This is a genomic window from Paractinoplanes atraurantiacus, from assembly GCF_900215205.1.
Classification (GTDB): domain Bacteria; phylum Actinomycetota; class Actinomycetes; order Mycobacteriales; family Micromonosporaceae; genus Actinoplanes; species Actinoplanes atraurantiacus.
The window spans coordinates 356,270-377,383 of record NZ_OBDY01000007.1 but is presented as its reverse complement, the minus strand read 5'-3'; the positions used below and the strand labels follow the sequence as shown (position 1 = coordinate 377,383).

At 70.4% G+C, this 21,114-nt stretch carries 18 protein-coding genes and 1 pseudogene; 10 read left to right on the top strand and 9 right to left on the bottom strand.

Annotated features, from left to right (window positions below; translation table 11 throughout):
* Positions 1 to 124: 124 nt before the first annotated feature.
* Together CRP55_RS19590 and CRP55_RS19585 are read right to left on the bottom strand one after the other, a co-directional pair.
* Complete coding sequence (locus CRP55_RS19590) at positions 125 to 955, bottom strand: P1 family peptidase (protein WP_097321522.1); 831 nt, start codon at positions 953 to 955, stop codon at positions 125 to 127.
* A gap of 6 nt (positions 956 to 961) precedes the next feature.
* Positions 962 to 2,554 carry a methyl-accepting chemotaxis protein gene (locus tag CRP55_RS19585; protein ID WP_245923174.1) on the bottom strand — a complete coding sequence of 531 codons (1,593 nt, stop codon included), beginning with the start codon at positions 2,552 to 2,554 and terminating at the stop codon, positions 962 to 964.
* A gap of 128 nt (positions 2,555 to 2,682) precedes the next feature.
* Between CRP55_RS19585 and CRP55_RS19580 the strand changes: the two genes are divergently transcribed.
* From CRP55_RS19580 to CRP55_RS19565, 4 genes are read left to right on the top strand one after another with little or no spacing between them, the layout of a single operon-like run.
* Positions 2,683 to 4,776 (top strand): alpha-galactosidase, encoded by a 2,094-nt coding sequence (locus tag CRP55_RS19580; protein ID WP_218854627.1) that lies wholly within the window; start codon positions 2,683 to 2,685, stop codon positions 4,774 to 4,776.
* Positions 4,777 to 4,794: 18 nt separating this feature from the next.
* Positions 4,795 to 5,691 (top strand): carbohydrate ABC transporter permease, encoded by an 897-nt coding sequence (locus CRP55_RS19575; RefSeq protein WP_097321521.1) that lies wholly within the window; start codon positions 4,795 to 4,797, stop codon positions 5,689 to 5,691.
* An 11-nt stretch (positions 5,692 to 5,702) separates the two neighbouring features.
* Positions 5,703 to 6,638 (top strand): carbohydrate ABC transporter permease, encoded by a 936-nt coding sequence (locus tag CRP55_RS19570; RefSeq protein WP_245923172.1) that lies wholly within the window; start codon positions 5,703 to 5,705, stop codon positions 6,636 to 6,638.
* Positions 6,635 to 8,011 carry an ABC transporter substrate-binding protein gene (locus CRP55_RS19565; RefSeq protein WP_097321519.1) on the top strand — a complete coding sequence of 459 codons (1,377 nt, stop codon included), beginning with the start codon at positions 6,635 to 6,637 and terminating at the stop codon, positions 8,009 to 8,011. The genes CRP55_RS19570 and CRP55_RS19565 overlap by 4 nt, the downstream gene beginning before the upstream one ends.
* A gap of 6 nt (positions 8,012 to 8,017) precedes the next feature.
* Here the strand turns inward: CRP55_RS19565 and CRP55_RS19560 are convergent, their stop codons facing one another.
* From CRP55_RS19560 to CRP55_RS19550, 3 genes and pseudogenes are all read right to left on the bottom strand, one after another.
* On the bottom strand, positions 8,018 to 8,587 hold the full coding sequence (locus CRP55_RS19560; protein ID WP_097321518.1) for an NADPH-dependent FMN reductase: 570 nt from the start codon (positions 8,585 to 8,587) through the stop codon (positions 8,018 to 8,020).
* Positions 8,588 to 8,692: 105 nt separating this feature from the next.
* Positions 8,693 to 8,898 (bottom strand): annotated as a pseudogene (locus CRP55_RS19555) (leucine zipper domain-containing protein); the annotation flags it as partial.
* Entirely contained in the window at positions 8,895 to 10,265 is a 1,371-nt protein-coding gene (locus tag CRP55_RS19550; RefSeq protein ID WP_097321517.1) for an HNH endonuclease signature motif containing protein, read from the bottom strand. The gene CRP55_RS19550 and the pseudogene CRP55_RS19555, both read right to left, overlap by 4 nt.
* Before the next feature lie 146 nt (positions 10,266 to 10,411).
* On the opposite strand from CRP55_RS19550, the gene CRP55_RS19545 reads away from it, so the two are divergent.
* Positions 10,412 to 10,834, top strand: a complete 423-nt coding sequence (locus CRP55_RS19545; RefSeq protein ID WP_097321516.1) for a GNAT family N-acetyltransferase — start codon at positions 10,412 to 10,414, stop codon at positions 10,832 to 10,834.
* 40 nt (positions 10,835 to 10,874) lie between these two features.
* Here CRP55_RS19545 and ileS read toward each other — a convergent pair whose 3' ends face one another.
* Together ileS and CRP55_RS19535 are read right to left on the bottom strand one after the other, a co-directional pair.
* Positions 10,875 to 13,979: an isoleucine--tRNA ligase gene (ileS, locus tag CRP55_RS19540; protein WP_097321515.1), complete on the bottom strand. Its 3,105-nt coding sequence runs from the start codon at positions 13,977 to 13,979 to the stop codon at positions 10,875 to 10,877.
* Between the two features lie 265 nt (positions 13,980 to 14,244).
* Positions 14,245 to 14,520 carry a hypothetical protein gene (locus CRP55_RS19535; protein ID WP_097321514.1) on the bottom strand — a complete coding sequence of 92 codons (276 nt, stop codon included), beginning with the start codon at positions 14,518 to 14,520 and terminating at the stop codon, positions 14,245 to 14,247.
* 142 nt (positions 14,521 to 14,662) lie between these two features.
* Here CRP55_RS19535 and CRP55_RS19530 point away from each other — a divergent pair, with 142 nt between their 5' ends.
* On the top strand, positions 14,663 to 15,226 hold the full coding sequence (locus CRP55_RS19530) for a GNAT family N-acetyltransferase (RefSeq protein ID WP_097321513.1): 564 nt from the start codon (positions 14,663 to 14,665) through the stop codon (positions 15,224 to 15,226).
* Positions 15,227 to 15,323: 97 nt separating this feature from the next.
* Positions 15,324 to 16,421, top strand: coding sequence for an epoxide hydrolase family protein (locus CRP55_RS19525; protein WP_097321557.1), 1,098 nt, complete (start codon positions 15,324 to 15,326; stop codon positions 16,419 to 16,421).
* Here the strand turns inward: CRP55_RS19525 and CRP55_RS19520 are convergent.
* Positions 16,390 to 17,223 (bottom strand): alpha/beta fold hydrolase, encoded by an 834-nt coding sequence (locus CRP55_RS19520; RefSeq protein ID WP_097321556.1) that lies wholly within the window; start codon positions 17,221 to 17,223, stop codon positions 16,390 to 16,392. The two genes, CRP55_RS19525 and CRP55_RS19520, sit on opposite strands and share 32 nt — an antisense overlap.
* 117 nt (positions 17,224 to 17,340) lie before the next feature.
* Here CRP55_RS19520 and CRP55_RS19515 point away from each other — a divergent pair, with 117 nt between their 5' ends.
* Both CRP55_RS19515 and CRP55_RS19510 read left to right on the top strand, forming a co-directional pair.
* Complete coding sequence (locus CRP55_RS19515) at positions 17,341 to 17,766, top strand: ArsR/SmtB family transcription factor (protein ID WP_097321512.1); 426 nt, start codon at positions 17,341 to 17,343, stop codon at positions 17,764 to 17,766.
* Complete coding sequence (locus CRP55_RS19510; protein WP_245923170.1) at positions 17,699 to 18,331, top strand: SRPBCC family protein; 633 nt, start codon at positions 17,699 to 17,701, stop codon at positions 18,329 to 18,331. The genes CRP55_RS19515 and CRP55_RS19510 overlap by 68 nt, the downstream gene beginning before the upstream one ends.
* Here the strand turns inward: CRP55_RS19510 and CRP55_RS19505 are convergent.
* Positions 18,310 to 20,253 (bottom strand): AfsR/SARP family transcriptional regulator, encoded by a 1,944-nt coding sequence (locus CRP55_RS19505; RefSeq protein ID WP_097321511.1) that lies wholly within the window; start codon positions 20,251 to 20,253, stop codon positions 18,310 to 18,312. The two genes, CRP55_RS19510 and CRP55_RS19505, sit on opposite strands and share 22 nt — an antisense overlap.
* A 46-nt stretch (positions 20,254 to 20,299) precedes the next feature.
* Between CRP55_RS19505 and CRP55_RS19500 the strand changes: the two genes are divergently transcribed.
* Complete coding sequence (locus CRP55_RS19500) at positions 20,300 to 20,824, top strand: RICIN domain-containing protein (protein ID WP_097321510.1); 525 nt, start codon at positions 20,300 to 20,302, stop codon at positions 20,822 to 20,824.
* Positions 20,825 to 21,114: the final 290 nt, after the last annotated feature.

The following is a 21,114-nucleotide window of genomic DNA, read 5'->3' as shown; positions in this document are numbered from 1 at the left end:
GGGCGGCGCGAGGCAGGGCGGCGCGAGGCAGGGCGGCGCGAGGCAGTGCGGAGGCTGGGCGCGAGGCAGCGAGACGGGCGGGGCGGGGTCGGGCGTGGGGCAGGGGCGGGGTGGGGGTGTCGGGTCAGGTTGTGGGGAGTGCTCGGCGGATGGCTTCGGCGGTTACCTCGGTGGCTGTGGCACGTAGGAGGTCCAGGTCGGTGTCCTTCTTGCCGGTGGACAGGGCTACCACGGCGTCGCCGTCGTAGCGGGAGTGGGCGGGGTGCAGGGCGCGGGCGTAGCCCGTGTGGCCGCTCTGGGCCAGCAGGAAGCAGTCTGTCTTGGTCAGGCGGGCGTCGGTTGCTACCACGGCCAACGTCGTGTTCGTCATGCCCAAGCGGGGGACGGGAGGCGAGGAAGGGTCGGGGGCGGGGTTCAGGACGTCGCCGTTCGGGGCGATCACGTCGCCCCAGGCGTTGACCACCGCGATCACCAGCACGGAGGCCTCGCCGGTGGTGCCGTGGGCCATGCCCAGGCCGCCGGGGGAGAAGCCGCCCCGCCACTTGCCCACCGTGGCGCCCGTGCCGGCGCCGATGCGGCCCTCCACCAGGTCTGATGTCGCGGCCTTGAGCGCGGCGCGGCCGTCCGCCGCCGTTGGGGGCGTGCCGGACACGGAAGCGTCGAAGATGGACATTCCCACCACGATCGGGACTGCTCCGAACGGGGTGGGGAAGCCTACGCCCTCTTCCCACAAGGCCCGGGCCACGCCGTCGCCCGCGGCCAGGCCCAGCGCCGAGCCGCCGGACAGGACCACCGCGTCCACCCGGTCCACCAGGCGGGCCGGGTCGAGGAGGGCGAACTCGCGGGTGGCCGGCGCCCCGCCCCGGACCTCGCCCGAGGCGATCGTGCCCGGCGGTGGGACGATCACCGTGACCCCGGTGCCGTCGCCTGTCCAGTGGCCGATCTTCAGCTGCATCGGTCATTAATACCGGAAGGTCTGCACCAAGTTTGTCAGCTCGGCCGACATGCGGGCCAGTTCGTTCGTGGCCTGCTGCGACTGTTGCACACCCTCCGTGGTCAGGCGGGCCGCCTCGGCGACGCCCGTGATGTTCTGGGCGATCTCGTTCGTGCCGGTGGCGGCCTCGTTGACGCTGCGGTTCATCTCGGCTGTGGTCGCTGTCTGCTCCTCCACGGCCGAGGCGATCGTGGTCTGGAAGTCGCTGATGCGGGCGATCACGCGGGTGATCTCCTCGATGGCCGTCACGGCGCCGCCCGCGTCGGTCTGGATCGCCTCGACGCGGCGGGAGATGTCCTCGGTGGCGCGGGCCGTCTCCTGGGCCAGGTCCTTCACCTCGGAGGCGACGACCGCGAAACCCTTGCCCGCGTCTCCCGCCCGGGCCGCCTCGATGGTGGCGTTCAGGGCCAGCAGGTTGGTCTGCTCGGCGATCGAGGTGATCGTGCGGATCACGTCGCCGATCTCCGACGACGACTCGCCGAGCTGGTTCATGCGGCCCGACGTGGTCTCGGCCAGGCCCACCGCCTCGCCGGCGACCTGGGCGGCCTCGCTGGCGTTCTGGGAGATCTCGCGGATCGCGGCGCCCATCTGCTCGCTGCCGGCCGACACCGAGTCGACGCTGCGGGAGATCTCCTCGGCCGCGGCCGACACTGTCTGCGCCTGGACCGACGTCTGTTCGGCGGACGCGGCGATCTGCTGGGCGACGCCGTTCATCTCCTCGCTGGCGCCGGCCAGCTGGATCGCCGAGCTGTCGATGGTCGAGACGGTGCCGCGCAGCTTGAGCAGCGCCTCGTCGAGGGCGCGGCCCATCCGGCCCGGCTCGTCGGCCGACACCAGGCCCGTGGTGCGGGTCAGGTCGCCGGCGGCCAGGCTCTCGCAGACCGCGCGGACCCGGTTGAGCGAGCGCACGATGCCGCGGGCGATGACGACGCCCAGCCCGAGCGCGGCGCCGCCGCCGACGACGACGAGCAGGATGGTCTCGACCCGGTTCTGGTTGTAGCCGTCGCGGGCGTGGGACGCGGAGGCGGCCGCCTCGGCCTGCTCGGCGGCGCCCAGGTCGTCGATGGTCTCGGTGAGGTCGGCCAGCAGCGGGGTGATCTCGGTGTCGCGGACCGTCTGCCACGCGGTGTAGTCCTTGCGCGCGCCGTTGGCCAGCTGCTTGGTGGTGGCCAGCTCGAGGTACGTGGCCCAGAACGCCTCCAGCGCGGCGATCTCGGCGGCGGTCGCGGCGGGGCTGCCGTCCTTGTACGCGTCGAGGGCGGCCTCGAAGACCTCGACGTCGTCGGAGAACTTGGCCGTGTACTTGGCCGTCGTGGCGTCGTCGCGGGAGACCAGCTGGTTGGCCAGGTCGACGCGGGCCACGCCGAGCGCGGCCTCCAGGGCGGCCACCTCGGCCACGTTCTCGACGTTGACCTCGTGGATGTGCGCGGCCGAGTCGGCGGCGTCGCCGAGCGCGACCAGGGCCAGCAGGCCCACCACGGCGGCCATCACGACCCCGACGGCCGACACGATGATGATCTTCAGCTGGACGCTGAGGTTGACGAAGAACCCACGAGCCACCCGTTAACCGTACGATCCGGAGAAGTCCGATATCTGGTTTTTTGCGCTATGGCAAGGGTTGACACGCCCTTTATCTCCCAGCAATCTCGGTTTCATCGATTTAGCACTCGGAGACAGGCGGTACAGGGGTGCAGGACGTCGTCGCTCTCACCGAGGCCGGGGTGACCTTGATCGTCGATGCCTCCGGGCCGGGCCTGCCGGTGATCGCCTACTGGGGGCCGGAGCTGCCCGCGCTCGACGACACGCGGCTGGCCGCCCTCCTGCGCGCGTCACAGCCGGTCGTGGCCACCAACAACATCGAGCCGGTCCCGCGCGTCGCCGTCCTCCCCGAGCACCGCACCGGCTGGACCGGCCGCCCGGGCCTGAGCGGTTCGGCGTCGGGCCGCGGCTGGTCACCCTCGTTCCGGCCGTACGCGGTGACGACCGGCCCGTTCGTCCACGAGGCCACCGACGAGTGGGCCGGCCTCACGCTGCGTCTCGAGATCGAGTTACTGCCCTCGGGGCTGGCCCGGCAGCGCGCCACCGTCCGTAATGAGCACGACGACCCGTACACCCTCAATGACCTTGTCCTGTCCTATCCGCTGCCGGCCGAGGCGACCGAGCTGCTCGACTTCGCGGGCCGGCACAACCTGGAGCGGGTACCGCAGCGGTCGCCGCTGCGCACCGGGCTGCACCTGCGGGAGAACCGCAAGGGCCGCACCGGCGCCGACAGTGCCTATCTGCTGCACGCCGGCACCCCCGGCTTCGGCTTCGAGACCGGCCGCGTCTGGGCGGTACACACCGCCTGGAGCGGCAACCACACCCACTACGCGGAGCGGGTCTTCACCGGCGAGCAGCGGATCGGCGGCGGCGAGCTGCTGCTGCCGGGCGAGGTCCGGCTGGCGCGCGGCGAGGCGTACACCAGTCCCTGGGTCTACGGCGGTTTCGGCGTGGGCCTGGACGAGGTCGCCCGGCGGTTCCACCGGCACCTGCGGGCCCGCACCCGGCCGGTCGGCCCGCGGCGGCCGGTGACCATGAACGTGTGGGAGGCGGTCTACTTCGACCACGACCTCGGCCGCCTCACCGAGCTGGCGTCACTGGCCGCGACTGCCGGTGTCGAACGCTACGTGCTTGACGACGGCTGGTTCGGCTCGCGCCGTGACGACACCTCGGGTCTCGGCGACTGGGTCGTCTCGCCCGACGTGTGGCCCGAAGGGTTGCATCCGCTGATCTCCCGGGTCCGGGAGCTCGGCATGCAGTTCGGCCTCTGGTTCGAGCCCGAGATGGTCAACCCGGACTCCGACCTGGCCCGCGCCCACCCCGAATGGATCATGGCGGCACGCCCAGACCTGCCGGTCGAGTCGCGCACCCAGCAGGTGCTCAACCTCGGCATCCCGGAGGCCTATGCGCACATCAGAGACGCGATCCTGGCGATCCTCGCCGAATATCCGATCGACTACATCAAGTGGGACCACAACCGCGACCTGATCGACGCCGGCACCCGGCCCGGCGGGGAGCCTGGCGTGCACGCGCAGACCCGCGCCTTCTACCGGCTGCTCGACGAGATCCGGGCGGCCAACCCCACGCTGGAGATCGAGTCGTGCTCGTCCGGCGGGGCCCGGGTCGATCTGGAGGTCCTCGAGCGTACGGACCGGGTCTGGGTCTCCGACAACATCGACCCCCACGACCGCCAGCACATGCTCCGCTGGACGACCCAGCTCGTGCCGCCGGAGTTCCTCGGCTCGCACATCGCCTCCGGCCGCTCCCACACCACCGGGCGCCGGCACGACCTGTCCTTCCGGGCCGGGACGGCGATCTTCGGCCACCTCGGCATCGAATGGGACCTGAGGCAGGCGCCGGAAGATCAGCTCGCCGAGCTCCGGCGCTGGATCGAGCTGTTCAAGGACGAGCGCGACCTGCTCCTGGGCGGCGACCTCGTCCGCATGGACGGCTACGGCGACGACATCCTCGTGCACGGCGTCGTCGCGCCCGACCGATCCCGGGCGATCATCGCCATGGTGACGATGGCCAGCCCGTACCCCGATCCGCCGGCGCCGCTGCGGTTCCGCGGCCTCGACCCGCACCGGCTCTACCGGCTCCAGCCCCTGCACACGGCCGATCACCCACCACTGTGGTGGGACGGCGACCTCACTCTCAGCGGGGCGGTTCTCGAGCACGCGGGCGTGGCGAGCCCGCGCGTGCACCCCGACACCGTCGTGCTCTACCGAGCGGATGCCCTATGACCTAGGAGTCGACCCCCCATGGCTACCGTCACCCCCGTACGAAAGAGACGTGCCGACGACACAAAACTCGCCATCCTCTTCATCGCCCCCGCGCTCATCGGCTTCGTGGTTTTCCTGCTGTGGCCGACACTGCGCGGCATCTACCTGAGCTTCACCAAGTTCAACCTGCTGACCCCGCCGGAATGGACGGGGCTCGACAACTACGTACGCATGGTCCAGGACCCCGTCTTCTGGAACGCGCTCAAGGTGACCGTCTACTACGTCGTGATCAACATCGCGCTGCAGACCGCGCTGGCGCTGGGGATAGCCGTGATGATGCAGCGGCTCACCAAGCGCACGTGGTTGCGGGGCATAGTGCTCACCCCGTACCTGGTCTCGAATGTCGTCGCGGCTTTGATCTTTCTTTGGATCCTCGATTACCAGCTGGGCATCGGCAACCAGGTGCTCGCGCTGATCGGCCTCGACCGCATCGCCTTCCTGGCCGACAGCGCCTGGGTCATCCCGACCATCGCCGTCATCAACGTGTGGCGCCACGTCGGCTACACCGCCCTGCTGATCTTCGCGGGACTGCAGACCATTCCCGAGTCCATGTACGAGGCGGGGCGCATGGACGGCGCGTCCGAGCTCACCATGTTCCGGCGGATCACCCTGCCCCTGCTGCGCCCGATCCTGGCCCTGGTCCTGATCATCACGGTGGTCGGCTCGTTCCAGGTCTTCGACACGGTCGCCATCACCACCCGCGGCGGCCCGGTCGACTCCTCGCGGGTGCTGCAGTACTACATCTACGACATGGCGTTCGGCCGCTTCCAGTTCGGCTACGCCTCGGCCATGTCGGTCGGCCTGCTGGTCGTCCTCGTGGTCATCACTTTCCTTCAGTACCGGCTGACCCGGGCGTCCTCGTCCGACCTGGCCTGAGGAGGTTCTCCATGGCCACCACTACCACGGCCGCTCCAGCTCTTACGCGCGACAAAATGGACATTCCGCGCCGATCTGTCAACGTCGGCCGCTTTCTCGCCTGGGTCTTCATGATCCTGGTGATCCTGGCCTCGCTGTTTCCCTTCTACTGGATGCTGCGCACCGCTCTGTCGAGCAACAACGCCCTGTACGCGGGATCGGACAGCCTGCTGCCGGTCGACCCGTCGCTCGGCGGCTTCCAGCGGGTCTTCGGCCTGCAGACCGGGCAGGAGGCGCTCGACGCGGGCGGCGCCGGCCAGCCCATCGACTTCTGGCACTACCTGGCCAACTCGGTCATCGTCTCCACGCTCATCACGGCCGGGCAGGTCTTCTTCAGCGCCATGGCCGCGTACGCCTTCGCCCGCCTGCAATGGCGGCACCGCGAGAAGGTCTTCGGCTTCTTCCTGGCCGGACTGATGATCCCGGCCATCTTCACGCTGCTGCCCAACTTCGTACTGATCAAGGAACTGGGTCTGGTCGACACGCTGCTCGGCATCTCGCTGCCGACCATGCTGATGACCCCGTTCGCGGTCTTCTTCCTGCGCCAGTTCTTCCTCGGCATCTCCCGCGAGGTCGAGGAGGCGGCCCTGGTCGAGGGCGCCTCCAAGGTGCGGGTCTTCTTCCGCCTGATCCTGCCGATGTCGTCGGCGCCGATCGCGACGCTGGCCATCCTGACCTACATCACCTCGTGGAACGAGTACTTCTGGCCGCTGATGGTCAGCTACACCGACCGTTCGCGGGTGCTGACCGTGGCGCTGGGCGTCTTCAAGTCGCAGACCCCGCAGACCGGCCCGGACTGGTCCGGCCTGATGGCGGCCACCCTGGTCGCGGCCCTGCCCATGCTGGTGCTCTTCTTCGTCTTCGCCAAGCGGATCGTCAACTCGATCGGATTCAGTGGTATCAAATGAGACGCTTACTGGCGCTTGCCGCCTCCGTGACTCTCGTGGCCGGCTGCGGCTGGAGCGGCGAGGACACCGCCGCCACCAGCAGCGGCGGCGGAACCATCGACTACTGGCTGTGGGATTCGGGGCAGCAACCCGGCTATCAGAAGTGCGCCGACGCGTTCGCCGCGCAGAACCCAGGGCTCAAGGTCAGGATTTCCCAGTACGGATGGGACGTGTACTGGTCCAAACTGACCGCCGGCTTCATCGCGGACACCGCGCCCGACGTGTTCACCGACCACCTGGCCAAGTTCGCGCAGTTCGCCGACCTGGGCGTGCTCCGGCCGCTCGACTCCTTGGAGGCCACCAGCGACATCAACGACGGCGACTACCAGGAAGGGCTGGCCGAGCTCTGGAAGGGGCAGGACGGCAAGCGGTACGGGTCGCCGAAGGACTGGGACACGATCGCGATGTTCTACGACCCGGCGGCCGTCGCCGACGCGGGCATCGACCCGGCGTCGCTGCAGAATCTGACGTGGAACCCGCAGGACGGTGGCACCTTCGAGAAGACCATCGCGCACCTGACCGTCGACAAGAACGGCATCCGCGGCGACGAGGCCGGCTTCGACAAGAACAACGTCCAGCAGTACGGCTTCGGCTCCGACGGTGCCGGTGGCGCAGGCTGGGGCCAGACCCAGTGGTCGGCGTTCACCGGCAGCGCCGGCTGGCAGGCCACCGACAAGAACCCGTGGGGGACGCACTTCAACCTGGACCAGCCGGTCTTCCAGCAGACCCTGGACTGGTACTTCGGGCTGGCCCGCAAGGGCTACATGCCGTCGTTCGCCGAGATCGGCGGCAACAACCCGATCGGCCCCGACAAGGAGATCCAGTCCGGCCTGGCCGCCATGGCCCTGGACGGCTCGTGGAAGATCTCGACGTACACGAACCTGACCGACGCCGCGGGCACCAAGCTGAAGATCGGCATCGCGCCGACCCCGATCGGCCCGTCCGGCAAGCGGGCCTCGATGTTCAACGGCCTGGCCGACTCGATCACCACGCTGTCGAAGCAGCCTTCCCAGGCCGCCAAGTGGGTGAAATTCATGTCGGGCGCCGAGTGCCAGAACATCATCGGCGAGTCCGGCGTGGTCTTCCCGGCCCGCCCCTCCGGCACCGCGCTGGCGGTGAAATTCAACAAGGAGAAGCGTGGCCTGGACGTCACGCCGTTCACCGACCAGGTTCAGCAGAAGACGACGTTCCTGTTCCCGGTGACCACCAACGCGGCCGACATCACCGCGCTGATGATCCCCCGGATGGACGCCGTCTACATCGGCGACGCCCCGGTGTCGTCCCTGACATCCCTGAACGACCAGCTCAACAACCTCTTCGAGGTCGCTGGATAGTCGTCGTTACCTGCTGCGCAGCGGCTTGAGCGCCGCCGCGACCCGTCCCAGCTCGTCGAGGACGGCCGTGGCGGCGTTGCGCATGGTCTCGTTCGGCTGGATCTGCCCGTCGACGAGGAAGTTGCCCACGAACGGGATGTTCACCGACTCGGGAACCACGAAAAGCTTGAGGGGGTACGCCGGGACCTGCAGCCCGAGCGCGGAACGCGTGCCGGCCGAGACGCCGCCGTAGCTGACCACGCTGGCCGCCTTGTACGCCCACTCCTGGTGCAGGTAGTCGATGGCGTTCTTGAGCGGCGCCGAGATGCCGTAGTTGTACTCCGGCATGACGAAGACGAAGGCGTCGGCCGCGTCGACCTTCTCGCTCCACCGCTTGGTGTGGTCGTGCTGGTAGTTGCGCATCCGGGGGTGGTGCGGCTCGTCCAGCAGGGGCAGGCTCTCCTCGGCCAGGTCGGCCACGTTCACCTGGAACCCGCCGTGCGCCTTGGCCTCGTCCACGAACCAGTCGGCCACCTTGGGCCCGATCCGCCCCGGCCGCGTGCTGGCCACGATCACCAACAGATTCAGATCACTCACAGCGGTCCCGTTTCCCTCAGACACAGACTATTTGCGTCAGCAACAATACCGTGATCTTGAGGAATCGACACGGACAAGTAGCGCTGTTCACACCGCAGCATGCGCCCTGGCTGTTCGGGCTGGGATGCGGTTCGGGCTGTGGTGCGGTCGGCTGGACCGGTCGGACATGCCGGTGGCGCCTTCGGGCCGATAGCGCTCGGCCACCGTTTCGCGGTCGTCACGGCGACCTGGAACCGGTTAGCGGTACGGCGCAACGGCCAGCCGTCATCCACGACACAACCCGCCAGCCGCAATCGGCCGAGTTCGGTCAGCGGGGCATCGGCGTGGGGCTCTTGGGTGGTGCGGAACCTTCGAGAAGCTCCACCGCGGCCGGAGACGGGCCGGCAGCGGGGGCTTCCTGCGGACGATGGTGAAACTGGTTGCGGCGGGGTCGCCGGTCGGGGTCGATCGTCGGTGGCGGGATGAAGTCGGGGTGGCCGTCGGGACCGAGGCGGATCTGCCATCCCATGGTCGGATGGTGGACCAGGCGATGGTGACGGCGGCAGAGAAGGACCAGATTGTCGAGCGATGTCGGACCTCCGTCGTTCCAGCCGACGAGGTGGTGACAGTCGGTCCATCGCGGCGGCCGATCGCACGACGGGAACGCGCATCCACGGTCGCGGATGTGCAAGGCCCGGCGCAGCGATCCGCTGGCCAGCCGCCGGGTGCGGCCGAGGTCGAGGACCTGCCCCTCGCCGCCGAGGACGACGGGCAGGAGGCGGGCGTCGCAGGCCATTCGCCGGGCGGTGGTGGCCGAGAGCCGCTCACCGGTGTCGGTGGTGGCGGTGCCCAGAGTCCGGGTGAGTGGCTGATAGGGGATCGTGACCGCGACCTGGGGCGGCTCTCCGCCGTCCTCCGGCAGTTCGGTGGTGCGCAGCGCCAGCTTGCAGATGTCCACGAGGGCGTCGGCACGGCGCTGGGCGGGCGTCCGGTCGTCGCCGGTGATGGGTTTGCAGAGCGGGTGCAAGGCGGCTTGCAGGATGGCGGCACTCTCCGTGTCGAGTTGACCGGACAGCCGGACCACCCCGTCGACCGGTAGGGACAGGGTGAAGCCGCGGCGGCGGTGGGCGCGGGCCTCCTGGCGAGCCAGCCTGGCCTCCTCGGCCTGATCGGCCAGGTGCGGGGCGACGTGCGCGAGAATGCGGTCGCCGGCTTTGCGCAGTTGGAAAGCCGCCAACCGGGCCGCCATGCCGATCATCGTGTCCTGCGCTTTCTCGGCGAGCTCGGCCGCCTCGGCGAGGCCGACGTCGTCGAAGTCGGCGAGGGTCTCGGGGATGCTCTCGACGGTCGAGGCGATCACGCCGGCGTGGCGCAGGTCGATTCGGCCGTCGAGAACGGCCTGTTCCAGTGTGGGGTGGCGGGCCAGCAGGGCGCCCCGTTCGGCCGTCTCCTTCGCCGGCGCCGGGTCGATGTGGAGAAGCTCGCGGAGCCATCGGGCGGTGGTGGCATGGCCCTGCGCCCGTGGTAGGCCGCGGGTCGTGGCCTGGTGGGCCAACTGGGCCAGCAGGACCGCCAGGACCTGCCCGCAGCGATGGACTGTCACTAGCGAGTCGGTGATCTCACCGTCGGGCAGCGGCCACAACGGTGCCGTAGCGAGCTCCGCCGCGTCCTGATTCAGGTGCTGTAGGTCGGCCAACATGCGACCATATTCGTACACACGTACGACAGATTTCGGGGCCGCGGAGCCGCTTCGAAGATTCATATCCGCCATGTGAAAGCACCCCGAAAAGGTCCGGCGGCCTTCGTCTAGGCGAGTACGTTGCGAAGGTTTGGGACGCTGGCGCGGTGGAGGGTTCGTGGCAGATCTCGCACGATGCCGCAGGGGTGCCGGTGGCGGATCTGGTCGCGTTGTTCGGAGCGGCATGGTGGGCGGCGGATCGTACGGAGGACGACACACGCCGGATGCTCGCCCGGTCGGACGTCGTCGTGGCGGTGACCGAGCGGCGGAGCGGGCGGCTCGCCGGGTTCGCCCGGGCGCTGACCGATGAGACGTACCTGGCGGTGATCCTGGATGTCGTCGTGGCGGCCGATCTCCGTGGCGCGGGTCTGGGGGCGCTGATCATGGAGTCCGTGCTGGGGCATCCGTGCCTGGCCGGCGTCGCCAGCGTCGAACTGGTCTGTCAGCCCGAGATGATGGCGTTCTATCACCGTTGGGGTTTCACCGAGCAGGTGGGCCGGTCTCGGCTCATGCGCAGAAGCGCAGGATGATGAATGGCGGCGGGGACGTGGAAGTCCCCGCCGCCAGAGGCTACTGGGCGGCCTTGCGGAGCCAGAACGTCAGGCCGAGGGACTCGTCGGTGAACGTGCCGGGCCAGTCGGGCTTGTCGGCGGAGTACGAGACGGCCAGGACCTCGTCGGCGACCAGGGCGCTGTGCTCGGTCAAAGCCTGCGCGGTCTCCTCCGAATCGGTGGCGTAGCGCAGGTCGATGCGGTCCGAGACGTCCAGGCCGGAGGTCTTGCGGGCCTCCTGGATCTGGCGGATCGCGTCGCGGGCCAGGCCGGCCCGGCGCAGGGCGTCGGTCAGGTGCAGGTCGAGGGCGACCGTCGCGCCCGAGTCGGAGGCCACGGCCCAGCCCTCGCGCGGGGTCTCGGTGATGAAGACCTCGTCGGGGGTGAGGGTGACCTGCTCGCCGTCGACGTCGACCGTGGTCGTGCCGGCGGAGCGCAGGTCGTTCGACAGGGCCGCGGCGTCGGCGGCCGCCACCGCCTTGGCCACCTCCTGCACGCGCTTACCGAAACGCTTGCCGAGCGTACGGAAATTGGCCTTTGCCGTGGTGTCCACGAACGAGCCGGCGACCGCCTCGACCGTGCCCACGTTGAGCTCCGCCGCGATCTCCGCCAGGAGATCGGCGGGCAGCGAGGCGAAGCCGGGCGCCGAGGCCAGCGCCCGGGACAGCGGCTGGCGGACCTTCATGCCGGACTCGGCGCGGGCGGCCCGGCCCAGCTCGACCAGGCGGCGGGTGGTGGCCACGTGCTCGGAGAGCGACGGGTCGATCAGCGCCGTGTCGGCGACGGGGAAGGACGCCAGGTGCACCGAGTCCGGCGACGACGGGTCGACCGCGACGACCAGGTCCTGCCAGACGCGCTCGGTGATGAACGGGGTGAGCGGGGCCATCAGCAGCGTGACGGTGCGCAGCGCCTCATGCAGGGTGGCCAGCGCGGCCGGGTCGCCGCGCCAGAAACGGCGGCGGCTGCGGCGCACGTACCAGTTGGACAGGTCGTCGACGAAGGCGGCCAGCAGCTTGCCCGCCTCCTGGGTGTCGAAGGCCTCGAGGGCGGCGTCGACCCGGCGGACCAGCTCGTTCAGCTCGGAGAGCACCCAGCGGTCGAGCACCGGGCGGTCGGCGGGCGCCGGATCGGAAGAAGAGGGCGACCACTTGGCCGTACGGCCGTAAAGCGCCTGGAAGGCGACGGTGTTCCAGTACGTCAGCAGGGTCTTGCGCACGACCTCCTGCAACGTCGTGTTGCCGACGCGCCGGGCCGACCAGGGCGAGCCGACGGCGGCCATGAACCAGCGGACCGCGTCGGCGCCGTGCGTGTCCATCAGCGGGATCGGCTCGAGGATGTTGCCGAGGTGCTTGGACATCTTGCGGCCGTCCTCGGCCAGGATGTGACCCAGGCAGACCACGTTCTCGTACGGCGACTTGTCGAACACGAGCGTGCCGACCGCCATCAGCGTGTAGAACCAGCCGCGGGTCTGGTCGATGGCCTCGGAGATGAACTGCGCCGGGAAGCTCTTCTCGAAGACCTCCTGGTTTTTGAACGGGTAGCCGAACTGCGCGAACGGCATCGACCCGGAGTCGTACCAGGCGTCGATGACCTCCTCCACGCGGGTCGCTTCCGCACCGCACGACGGGCAGTCGAACGTCACGGCGTCGATGAACGGCCGGTGCGGGTCCAGACCCGACAGATCCGACTTGCTCAGCTCGGAGAGCTCGGCCAGGGAGCCGACACAGGTGAGGTGGCCCTGAGCGCAGCGCCAGATCGGCAGGGGAGTGCCCCAGTAGCGCTTGCGGGAGAGGGCCCAGTCGACGTTGTTGTTCAGCCAGTCGCCGTAACGGCCGTGCTTGACCGTGGCCGGCTGCCAGTTCGTCTTCTCGTTCTCGCGGATCATCTCGTCGCGCACCGCCGTCGTCCGGATGTACCAGGACGGCTGCGCGTAGTAGATCAGCGCGGTGTGGCAGCGCCAGCAGTGCGGGTACTGGTGCTCGTAGTCGTCCTTACGGAACAGCAGACCCTTGTCGCGGAGCTCTTTGACCAAAGGCTCATTGGCCGTACGGAAGAAAAGCCTACCGACCAGCGGAAGGCCCTCCTCGAAGGTCCCGTCCAGGCGCACCGGGTTGACCATCGGCAGCCCGTACGCCCGGCAGCTGGCCAGGTCGTCCGCGCCGAACGCCGGCGACTGGTGCACCAGCCCGGTGCCGCTGTCGGTCGTCACGTAGCCGGCCAGGATCACGTAGTGCGCGTCCGGCACCTCGACCAGGTCGAACGGCGGCGTGTAGGTCCAGCGCTCCATCTCGCGCCCGGTGAAGCTCTCGCCCGTCGGGGTCCAGCCCTCGGGGATGAGCTGCTCGGCCACGACCAGCTGCGCTTCGCCGTCGGTGACCACCACGTAGCTCACGTCGGGGTTGACCGCGACCGCGGTGTTGGACACCAGCGTCCACGGCGTGGTCGTCCACACGAGCAGGCTCGCCTTACCGGCCAACGGCCCGCCGGTCAGCGGGAAGAGCACGTACACGGCCGGGTCGACGTCGGTCTCGTAGCCCTGGGCCAGCTCGTGGTCCGACAGCGTCGTCTGGTCGCGCGGGCACCACGGCGCCACCCGGAAGTCCTCGACCAGCAGGCCCTTGTCGAAGATCTGCTTGAGCGACCACCACACCGACTCGATGTAGCCCGGGTCCATGGTCCGGTACGCGTCGTCCAGGTCGACCCAGTAGCCCATCCGCTCGGTGAGCTCGGCGAACGCGTCCGTGTGCCGGGTCACCGAGGCGCGGCAGCGCTCGTTGAACTCGGCCACCCCGAACTTCTCGATGTCGAGCTTGCCGTTGAAGCCCATCTCCTTCTCGACCGCGAGCTCCACCGGCAGGCCGTGGCAGTCCCAGCCGGCCTTGCGGGCCACGTGGTAGCCCTTCATGGTGCGGTAGCGCGGGAACACGTCCTTGAAGACGCGGGCCTCGATGTGGTGGGCTCCCGGCATGCCGTTGGCGGTCGGCGGACCCTCGTAGAAGACCCATTCGGGCCGCCCCGCGGACTGCGCGAGGCTGCGGTGGAAGACGTCCTTGTCCCGCCAGAAGGCGAGAACGTCGTGGTCGAGCGCGGGCAGGTCGACCTGGGCCGGCACCTGGCGGTACATCGTGTTCCTCCGTCGGATAAGTTCAGCTTCCAACGGAGGGACGAGGCCTTGACGGGCCCCGCGGTACCACCCTCCTTGACCGGGAATCCCCGGCCCACTCGAGGTGCTTGCGGCCGGCTCTACTGGGCCCCTGTACGAGGCTTTTCCTCCGGCGGCTCCGGGGTGATATTCGGGCCGTGCTCACCCCCGGGCTCACACCAACCCCGGGTCGCTCCTGGCTGCCTACGGCCGTACTCGTCCCCATCAACGCCCTGCGCGCGAAATCCTACCTCGCGATCGTCTCGATCCGCGGCGGCACCCACTCGGGCGCCGGCCGGGCCCGCTCCGCGAGCTCCTCGTCCGGCGCCCGCCCGGCCCGCAGCGCTTCGACGTACGTCTTGACCTCCGCCAGTCCCAGCAGGGGCGCCCGCTTCCGAAGGTGCCGCATGGCGGCCACGGCACCGTCGGCCGCCAGCACCTCGCGGACGGCGTCGAGCAGCGGGTCCGGCGGCTTGATCCCCTTTACATGTTCCTGGTAAATCTGCCCGAGGTTCTCCCACACGCCCGGCCGTGGTGATGGCCAGCTCGGGAATTCGGCTCTCGGTGCGCCGCATGACTGCGAGCTGTTCCGTCACCACCTCGATCGCGCGTTCCCGGGTGATCACGCATCGATCCTCCCGCATCCTCGGCTAGGGTGACGTCCCATGCTCCTGCGCCAAGCCACGGCGGCCGACGCCGGCCGGATCGCCGCTCTGCACGCTGACAGTTGGCGGCGGCACTACCGGGGGGCCTACTCCGACGCTTTTCTCGACGGCGACGTCGCCGCCAACCGGCTCGCCTACTGGTCGGGTCACTTCGCCCGGCCCTCGACGGATCCGACGATCGTGGCCGAGGCGGGCGGCGAGCTGATCGGTTTCGTGCACGTTCGGCTCGGCCACGACCCGCGGTGGGGGAGCCTGGTGGACAACCTGCACGTCGTCCAGGCTGCGAAACGTCAGGGTCTCGGCACCCGTCTGCTCACTGCGGCCGCCCGGGCCGCCACGACAGATGCCCTGTACCTCTGGGTCCTTCACCAGAACACGGCTGCGCAGTCCTTCTACGAAGCCCGCGGCGGGCGGCGCGTCGAGTCCGCATTCGCCTCCCCGCCGGCCGGCGATCCGGCCAACCTCGTCGGCACGCCCGGCAAATACCGCATGCACTGGGCCGACCGGTCCGTTCTGACCACATGGCCGGAAGCGGCTTACGGCCTCGAGTCGCAGCGAGAGTAGGCCCCTCGGTGGTGGCCGCGCCTTGCGGTCGGGCCCGTTGAGAATTCCGTACCTCCGAGGTCAGGTTTTGGCCTGATCACTTCCTAGCGTGACCGGCATGACTCTTCGCCCGTTCCGCATCGACATCGCGCAGTCGCAGCTCGACGACCTGAAGTCCCGCCTGGCCGGCACCCGATGGCCGGAGGAGCTGCCCGGGGTCGGCTGGAGCCGCGGAGTTCCGGTCGACTACCTGCGTAAGGTCGCCGACTACTGGCGCACCGGCTTCGACTGGCGGGTGCAGGAGGCGGCGCTCAACCGGTACCCGCAGCACCTGACCACGATCGACGGGCAGAACGTGCACTTCCTGCACGTGCCCTCGCCCGACCCGGACGCCTTGCCGTTGCTGCTGCTGCACGGCTGGCCCGGCAGCGTGGTGGACTTCCTCGACGTCATCGGGCCGCTGTCCGAGTCGTTCCATCTGGTGATCCCGTCGCTGCCGGGGTTCGGGTTCTCCACCCCGCTGGCCGGTCCGGGGATGAGCGCGGACCGGGTCGCCCGGATCCTGGCGTCGCTGATGGACCGGCTCGGATATGACCGGTACGGCGTGCACGGCTACGACTGGGGCGCCTGGATCGGCGCCAAGGTGGGCCGGCACGACCCTCTTCGGGTGGCCGGTGTGCACCTCACCGCGCTGGTCACCACCCCCGGGGAGACGGACGGTCTCAGCGAGGCCGATCAGCGACGCTGGCTGCGCATGCGGAACTACAACGACGCCTACCTGCAGTGCAACAGCAAACGCCCGCAGACCGTGGGGTACGCCCTGACCGACTCACCGGCCGGTCAGCTCGCCTGGATGCTGGAGATCTTCAAGGAGCACACCGACCCGGTGGAGGGGCTGCCGGAGGACAGCATCGACCTCGACCGCATCCTCACCGAGGTGTCGGTCTACTGGCTGACGGGCACCGCCGCCTCCGCCGCCCAGATCTACTACGAGGAGTTCTCCGCGGGCGGCGAGCCGGGCAGCGGCGGGCGTGGCACCGTGCCGACCGGCGTGCTGGTGTCCGGTCACGACGCCACGATCCGGCCGTGGGCCGAGCGGGATCACCACATCGTGCACTGGACCGAGCTGAGCCGGGGCGGGCACTTCCTCGCCATGGAAGCGCCCGGCCTGCTCGTCGACGACATCAGGACGTTCTTGAACAGTTCTCGGCGATAGCGTCGATGATCGTGGGCCAGAGCGGCTGAGGGAGATCGTGGCCCATGCCCTCGATGACGAGGAGCTCGGCGCCGGGGACGGCGGCGGCCGTGGCGCGGCCGCCGCTGACGTCGATCAGAGGGTCGGCGGCGCCGTGGATGACCAGCGTGGGGACGGTGACCTGGCGCAGGCCCGGGGTGCGATCGGGGGAGGCGACGATCGCGGCGTACTGGCGCTGGGTGCCGGCCGGGTTGAAGGCGCGGTCGAACTTGGCGGCGGCCCGCTTCCGGAGCCACTCGTCGCTCGCCGGGTAGGCGGGGGAGCCGATCACGCGGGAGGTCGCGGCGGCGCCGGCGATGATCTCGTCCCGGGTCGTCGCGGGCGGGCGGGCCAGCGCGGCGGCGGCCTCGGGAGTGGACCGGCCCACCGACCGGTCGCCGGTGGTGGACATGATGGAGCAGAGGCTGGCCACCAGGCCGGGGTGGTCGATCGTCAGCTGCTGGGCGATCATGCCGCCCATGGAGGCGCCGACGACGTGGGCCTTCTCGACGCCGAGGGCCTTGAGCAGGGCGGCGGTGTCGGCGGCCATGTCCTCGAGGAGGTAGGGGACGGCCGCGGCGCCGTCGAAGGACGTGGACAGGCCGGCGTCGCGGTTGTCGAACAGGATCACGTGGAAGCCGCGGGCGGCCAGGCCCTCGCAGAACTCGACGGGCCAGTCGATCAGCTGCGCGCCCAGGCCCATCACGAGCAGCAGGGCCTCCTCGGCCGGGTCGCCGACCGTCTCGTAGCGCAGGTCGATGCCGTTGGCACGCACGTCGGGCACGTCGCGCCCTCCTTCCGTCCCGGCCAGCATGCCGCAGGAGATCGTTTTCGGCCACCGCGAGAATCGCCGGTCCCTAAGACCTGGCTTATATAAGACCCGACTGATAACGTACGTCTCGTGCACGCGTTCGATGTCCTCGGTGACCCGGTCCGCCGGCGGATCCTGGAGCTGCTCGCCGAGGGTGAGCAGTCGTCCGGGGCGATCACCCAGGTGGTCCAGGCCGAGTTCGGCATCTCCCAGCCCGCGGTCTCGCAGCACCTGAAGGTGTTGCGGGACAACGGCTTCGCGACGGTGCGCCCCGAGGGGGCCCGCCGGCTGTACGCGGTGGACGACACCGCGCTGCGCGAGGCCGACGCGTGGCTGTCGCGGTTTCGAAGGTTCTGGGCTCCTCATCTGGCCGCCATGGCCACCGAGGTGGCGCGCGGCAAAAGACAGCGCCGGCTCTCCGGCGAGCAACCTCAGGAAAGGACCGAAGGTGGACGTCAAGGAACAGATCAGCCAGGTACGCCGCACGCTCGGAAGCCGCGTCCTGGAGGCGGGTGAGGCCCGCGTCATGACGATCAGCCAGGTGTACGACACGGACGTCGACGACCTGTGGGAGGTCGTCACGAGCGCCGAGCGGATCCCGCGCTGGTTCCTGCCGATCGCGGGCGAGCTCAAGGAGGGCGGCCGCTACGAGCTGACCGGCAACGCCAGCGGCACGATCTCCCGCTGCGACAAGCCGAACGGCTACGACGCGACGTGGGAGTTCGGCGGCCAGGTCAGCTGGATCGAGGTGCGGCTGAGCGCGGAGGGCGACGGCGCCCGCTTCACCCTCGAGCACGTGGCGCATGTGGAGGACCAGTTCTGGGACGTGTACGGGCCCGGCGCCACCGGCGTCGGCTGGGACCTCGGGCTGTTCGGGCTGGCCGGCTACATCAGCGACCCGGCGAACGCGCCCGACCCGTCGACCATGCAGGACTGGCACACCACCGTCGAGGGTCAGACGTTCATGCGGCTGAGCACCGACGCGTGGGCGGCGGCGTCGGTCGCTCAGGGCGACGACCCGGAGGCGGCGCAGGCGCGGGCCGACCGGACGTACGCGTTCTACACCGGCACGGAGGTGTAGTCCGCGACCGGTCCCGCCGTGATCAGGCCGCTGGCCGCGCCGGCGATCTCCCCGGCGGCGGGGGCCAGCGCGGCACGGACTCGTTCGAGCGCGGGCCGGTCGCCCAGGGTCCGGGCGGCGCTCCCGAGCAGGCACCAGAGAGCTTCGGCGAGCAGTCCGGGCGGCGGGTCGGGGGCGGCTCTCAAGGCTTCAAGAGCTTCGGTGGTACGCCCGTTCGCGATCAGCACGAGCGGGCGGGCCCACGGTTCGTACGGCCCGTAGTCGTCGGTGGGTGCGGGCTCGCCCCGCCAGACACGCAGGCACAGGACGGCGAGCGGCAGAAGTCCTTCCTCGAGGCCGGGCATGCCGGCGCCGTCGAGTCGTTCCGCCGCCCGCCGGTAGGCCGCCTCGGCCACGGGGAGGGGCGCGCCGCCGGCGGCCCGGCGCAGCGCGCGGTACCAGGTCGTGAAGACGGCGACCAGAGGCAGCTCGTGCCGCGCGGCCAGCCGGTCGGCGGCGCCGGCATGGGTGTCGGCCGAGGGGAAGTCGCCCAGCGCCGAGCGGGCCTGAAGCCGGATCAGGTGGCCGAGCACTTCGGCGGTGACAAGCCCGTGCGCCGCGGCGAGGGTGATCAGCTCGGCGCCGATGGCGTCCCGTTCGGGGGCCAGGCCCGTGCGGTGGCAGCTCTGCATGAAGACGCCGTTGAGCGCGAAGGCGAGCAGCCCCGGATCGTCCAGCCCTCGCGCGAGCCGCTCGGCCTCGAGGGCACAGTCGCGGACCCGCTCGTCACGGACACCCCGCGACTCGACGGCGATGGTGGCCAGCAGCCGGGCCCGGGCGGCGGCGTCCTCCGGCGGCAGCAGGGCGAGGGCCCGCTCGGCGGCGGCGACGATGCCGGCCGCCTGGACCGGGTCGTCCGAGCGGGTCCAGATGGCCGGCACGTCGTACGAGCCGATGACTTTCGCGGTCAGCGCCGGATCCCCGAGCTCCTCGGCCGCCGCGATGGCCGCGACCCGATGCCGCCGCGCCGCGACCAGCCCACCCCCACCGGTGACGGCGAGCCCCCGCAGAAGCCCGACCGTGGAGTCGAGGCGGGCCCGGGCCCCCGAGGCGACCAGCCGGTCGTAGTCGGCGGTGACCTCGGCCCAGACTTCCCCGGCGGCCGCCGGCTGTCGTCCGGCCGTCCCCAGCGGGATGGGGGATTGCCGGAGGATGTCGCTCTCGAGGCGGCGCAGGGCCGGGCCCGGGTCGATGCCGAGCCGGTCGACCAACTGCCCGCGGGCCTGGCGAAGAACGGCGAGGGCGTCCCCTTGCCGGTCAGCCTGGTAGAGCGCCAGGGCGAGAAGACGCCAGGCCTCCTCACGCCAGGAATGCTCGGTGACGTGGGCGTCCAGGTCGGCGATGGCCGCCGCCGCCCGCCCGGCGGCGAGGCGGGCCTCGGCGAGGCGCTCCACCGCCCGCAGCCGCAACTCGGCGAGGCGGGCCCGGTCGGCGCGCGCCCAGGGCGCCTCGGGAAAGTCGGCGTAGGCGGGCCCGCGCCACCATCGGAGGGCGGCGGTCAGCGCCTCCTCGCTCAGCGGCCCGTCGGCGACCCGCTCGAAGCGCCACGCGTCCACGCTGCCGGCCTCGGCCCGCAGCGCGTACCCCGGCCCCTCGGTGACCAGCAGCGAGGCCGGCGCCCGGCGGGGCCGGTCCGGCTCCAGGGCCCGGCGCAGAGCCGCGACGAAGGTCCGGACGGCCGCGACCGCACCCTCCGGCGCCGCAACCGGCCACAGATCGTCGACGAGGTGACCGACCGGCACGACCCGCCCGCGGGCCACAATGAGCCGAGCCAGCACGGCGCGATGGGCCGGCCCTTTGAGCGCGATCGGCGTACCCGAGGTCTTCTCCGGCGACACTGACCAAGCAGTGACCGGCCCCAGGACACCGAACTCGACGCGCACACCCACCTCCCAGAAGAACCAGACAAATACCTATAAAGTGGGCAATATGCGTTTCACTGTCGCTGCCCTTGCCCTGAGCACCGCCTTGTCAGTCTGCCTTTCGGTCCCGGCATCCGCGGCGCAGGCCGCCCCAGTCGCTCCCGGGCCGGTCGACCTGATCGGGCTCGAATTCCAGGTGATCAACGCGGCCAGCCGGCAATGCCTGACCACCGCCCTGGTGGCGAAGCCGTGCGGCCGCGGCGAGGCCTTCCGCTGGCGCCTGCGCCCGACCACGGACACCGGCGGCGCCCTCCAGGTCCTCAACGTAGCCACCGGCAAATGCCTGTCGATCATCGGCGCCGGCACGAGGGACAACGCACGAGCCGACCTCTACACCTGCGACGGCCACGACTCGCGGCTGTGGCGCCTGCGCGACTCGACCGGCGAGACCGCCCGCATCCAGAACGTCCACAGCGGCAAATGCCTGACCCTCGCCCGCGATACAGCCGTCCAAAGGCGCTGCCCGGTTTCCCACCGCTGGACGGTCAAGGTTCTGAGCCTCCCTTTGCCCCTCTTCGGCAGCGGCGCCTAGCACAAGATCGCCCCTCGCCCGCCCTTGTCCACACTCGGCGCTTGTCCACAGGTGATCCCCGCAACCGCCCGCTCCTCCGCGACAATGGCATCGGGCGGCTCCCCCTAGGGTGGGCGGGCTCTGCGGGCGGGCTCTGTGGGCGGGCTCTGTGGGCGGGCGACCGGCCCGGGTTCTGAGCAGGCCGCCAACGACAGCCGCCCGCGCCTCTCCGCGGCGGCCGGGCGAGAGCGGCTGCTCAGACCTACGGTAGGCGGCACCTCACCGCCGGCCGATGAGGACCGCGCCGCCGC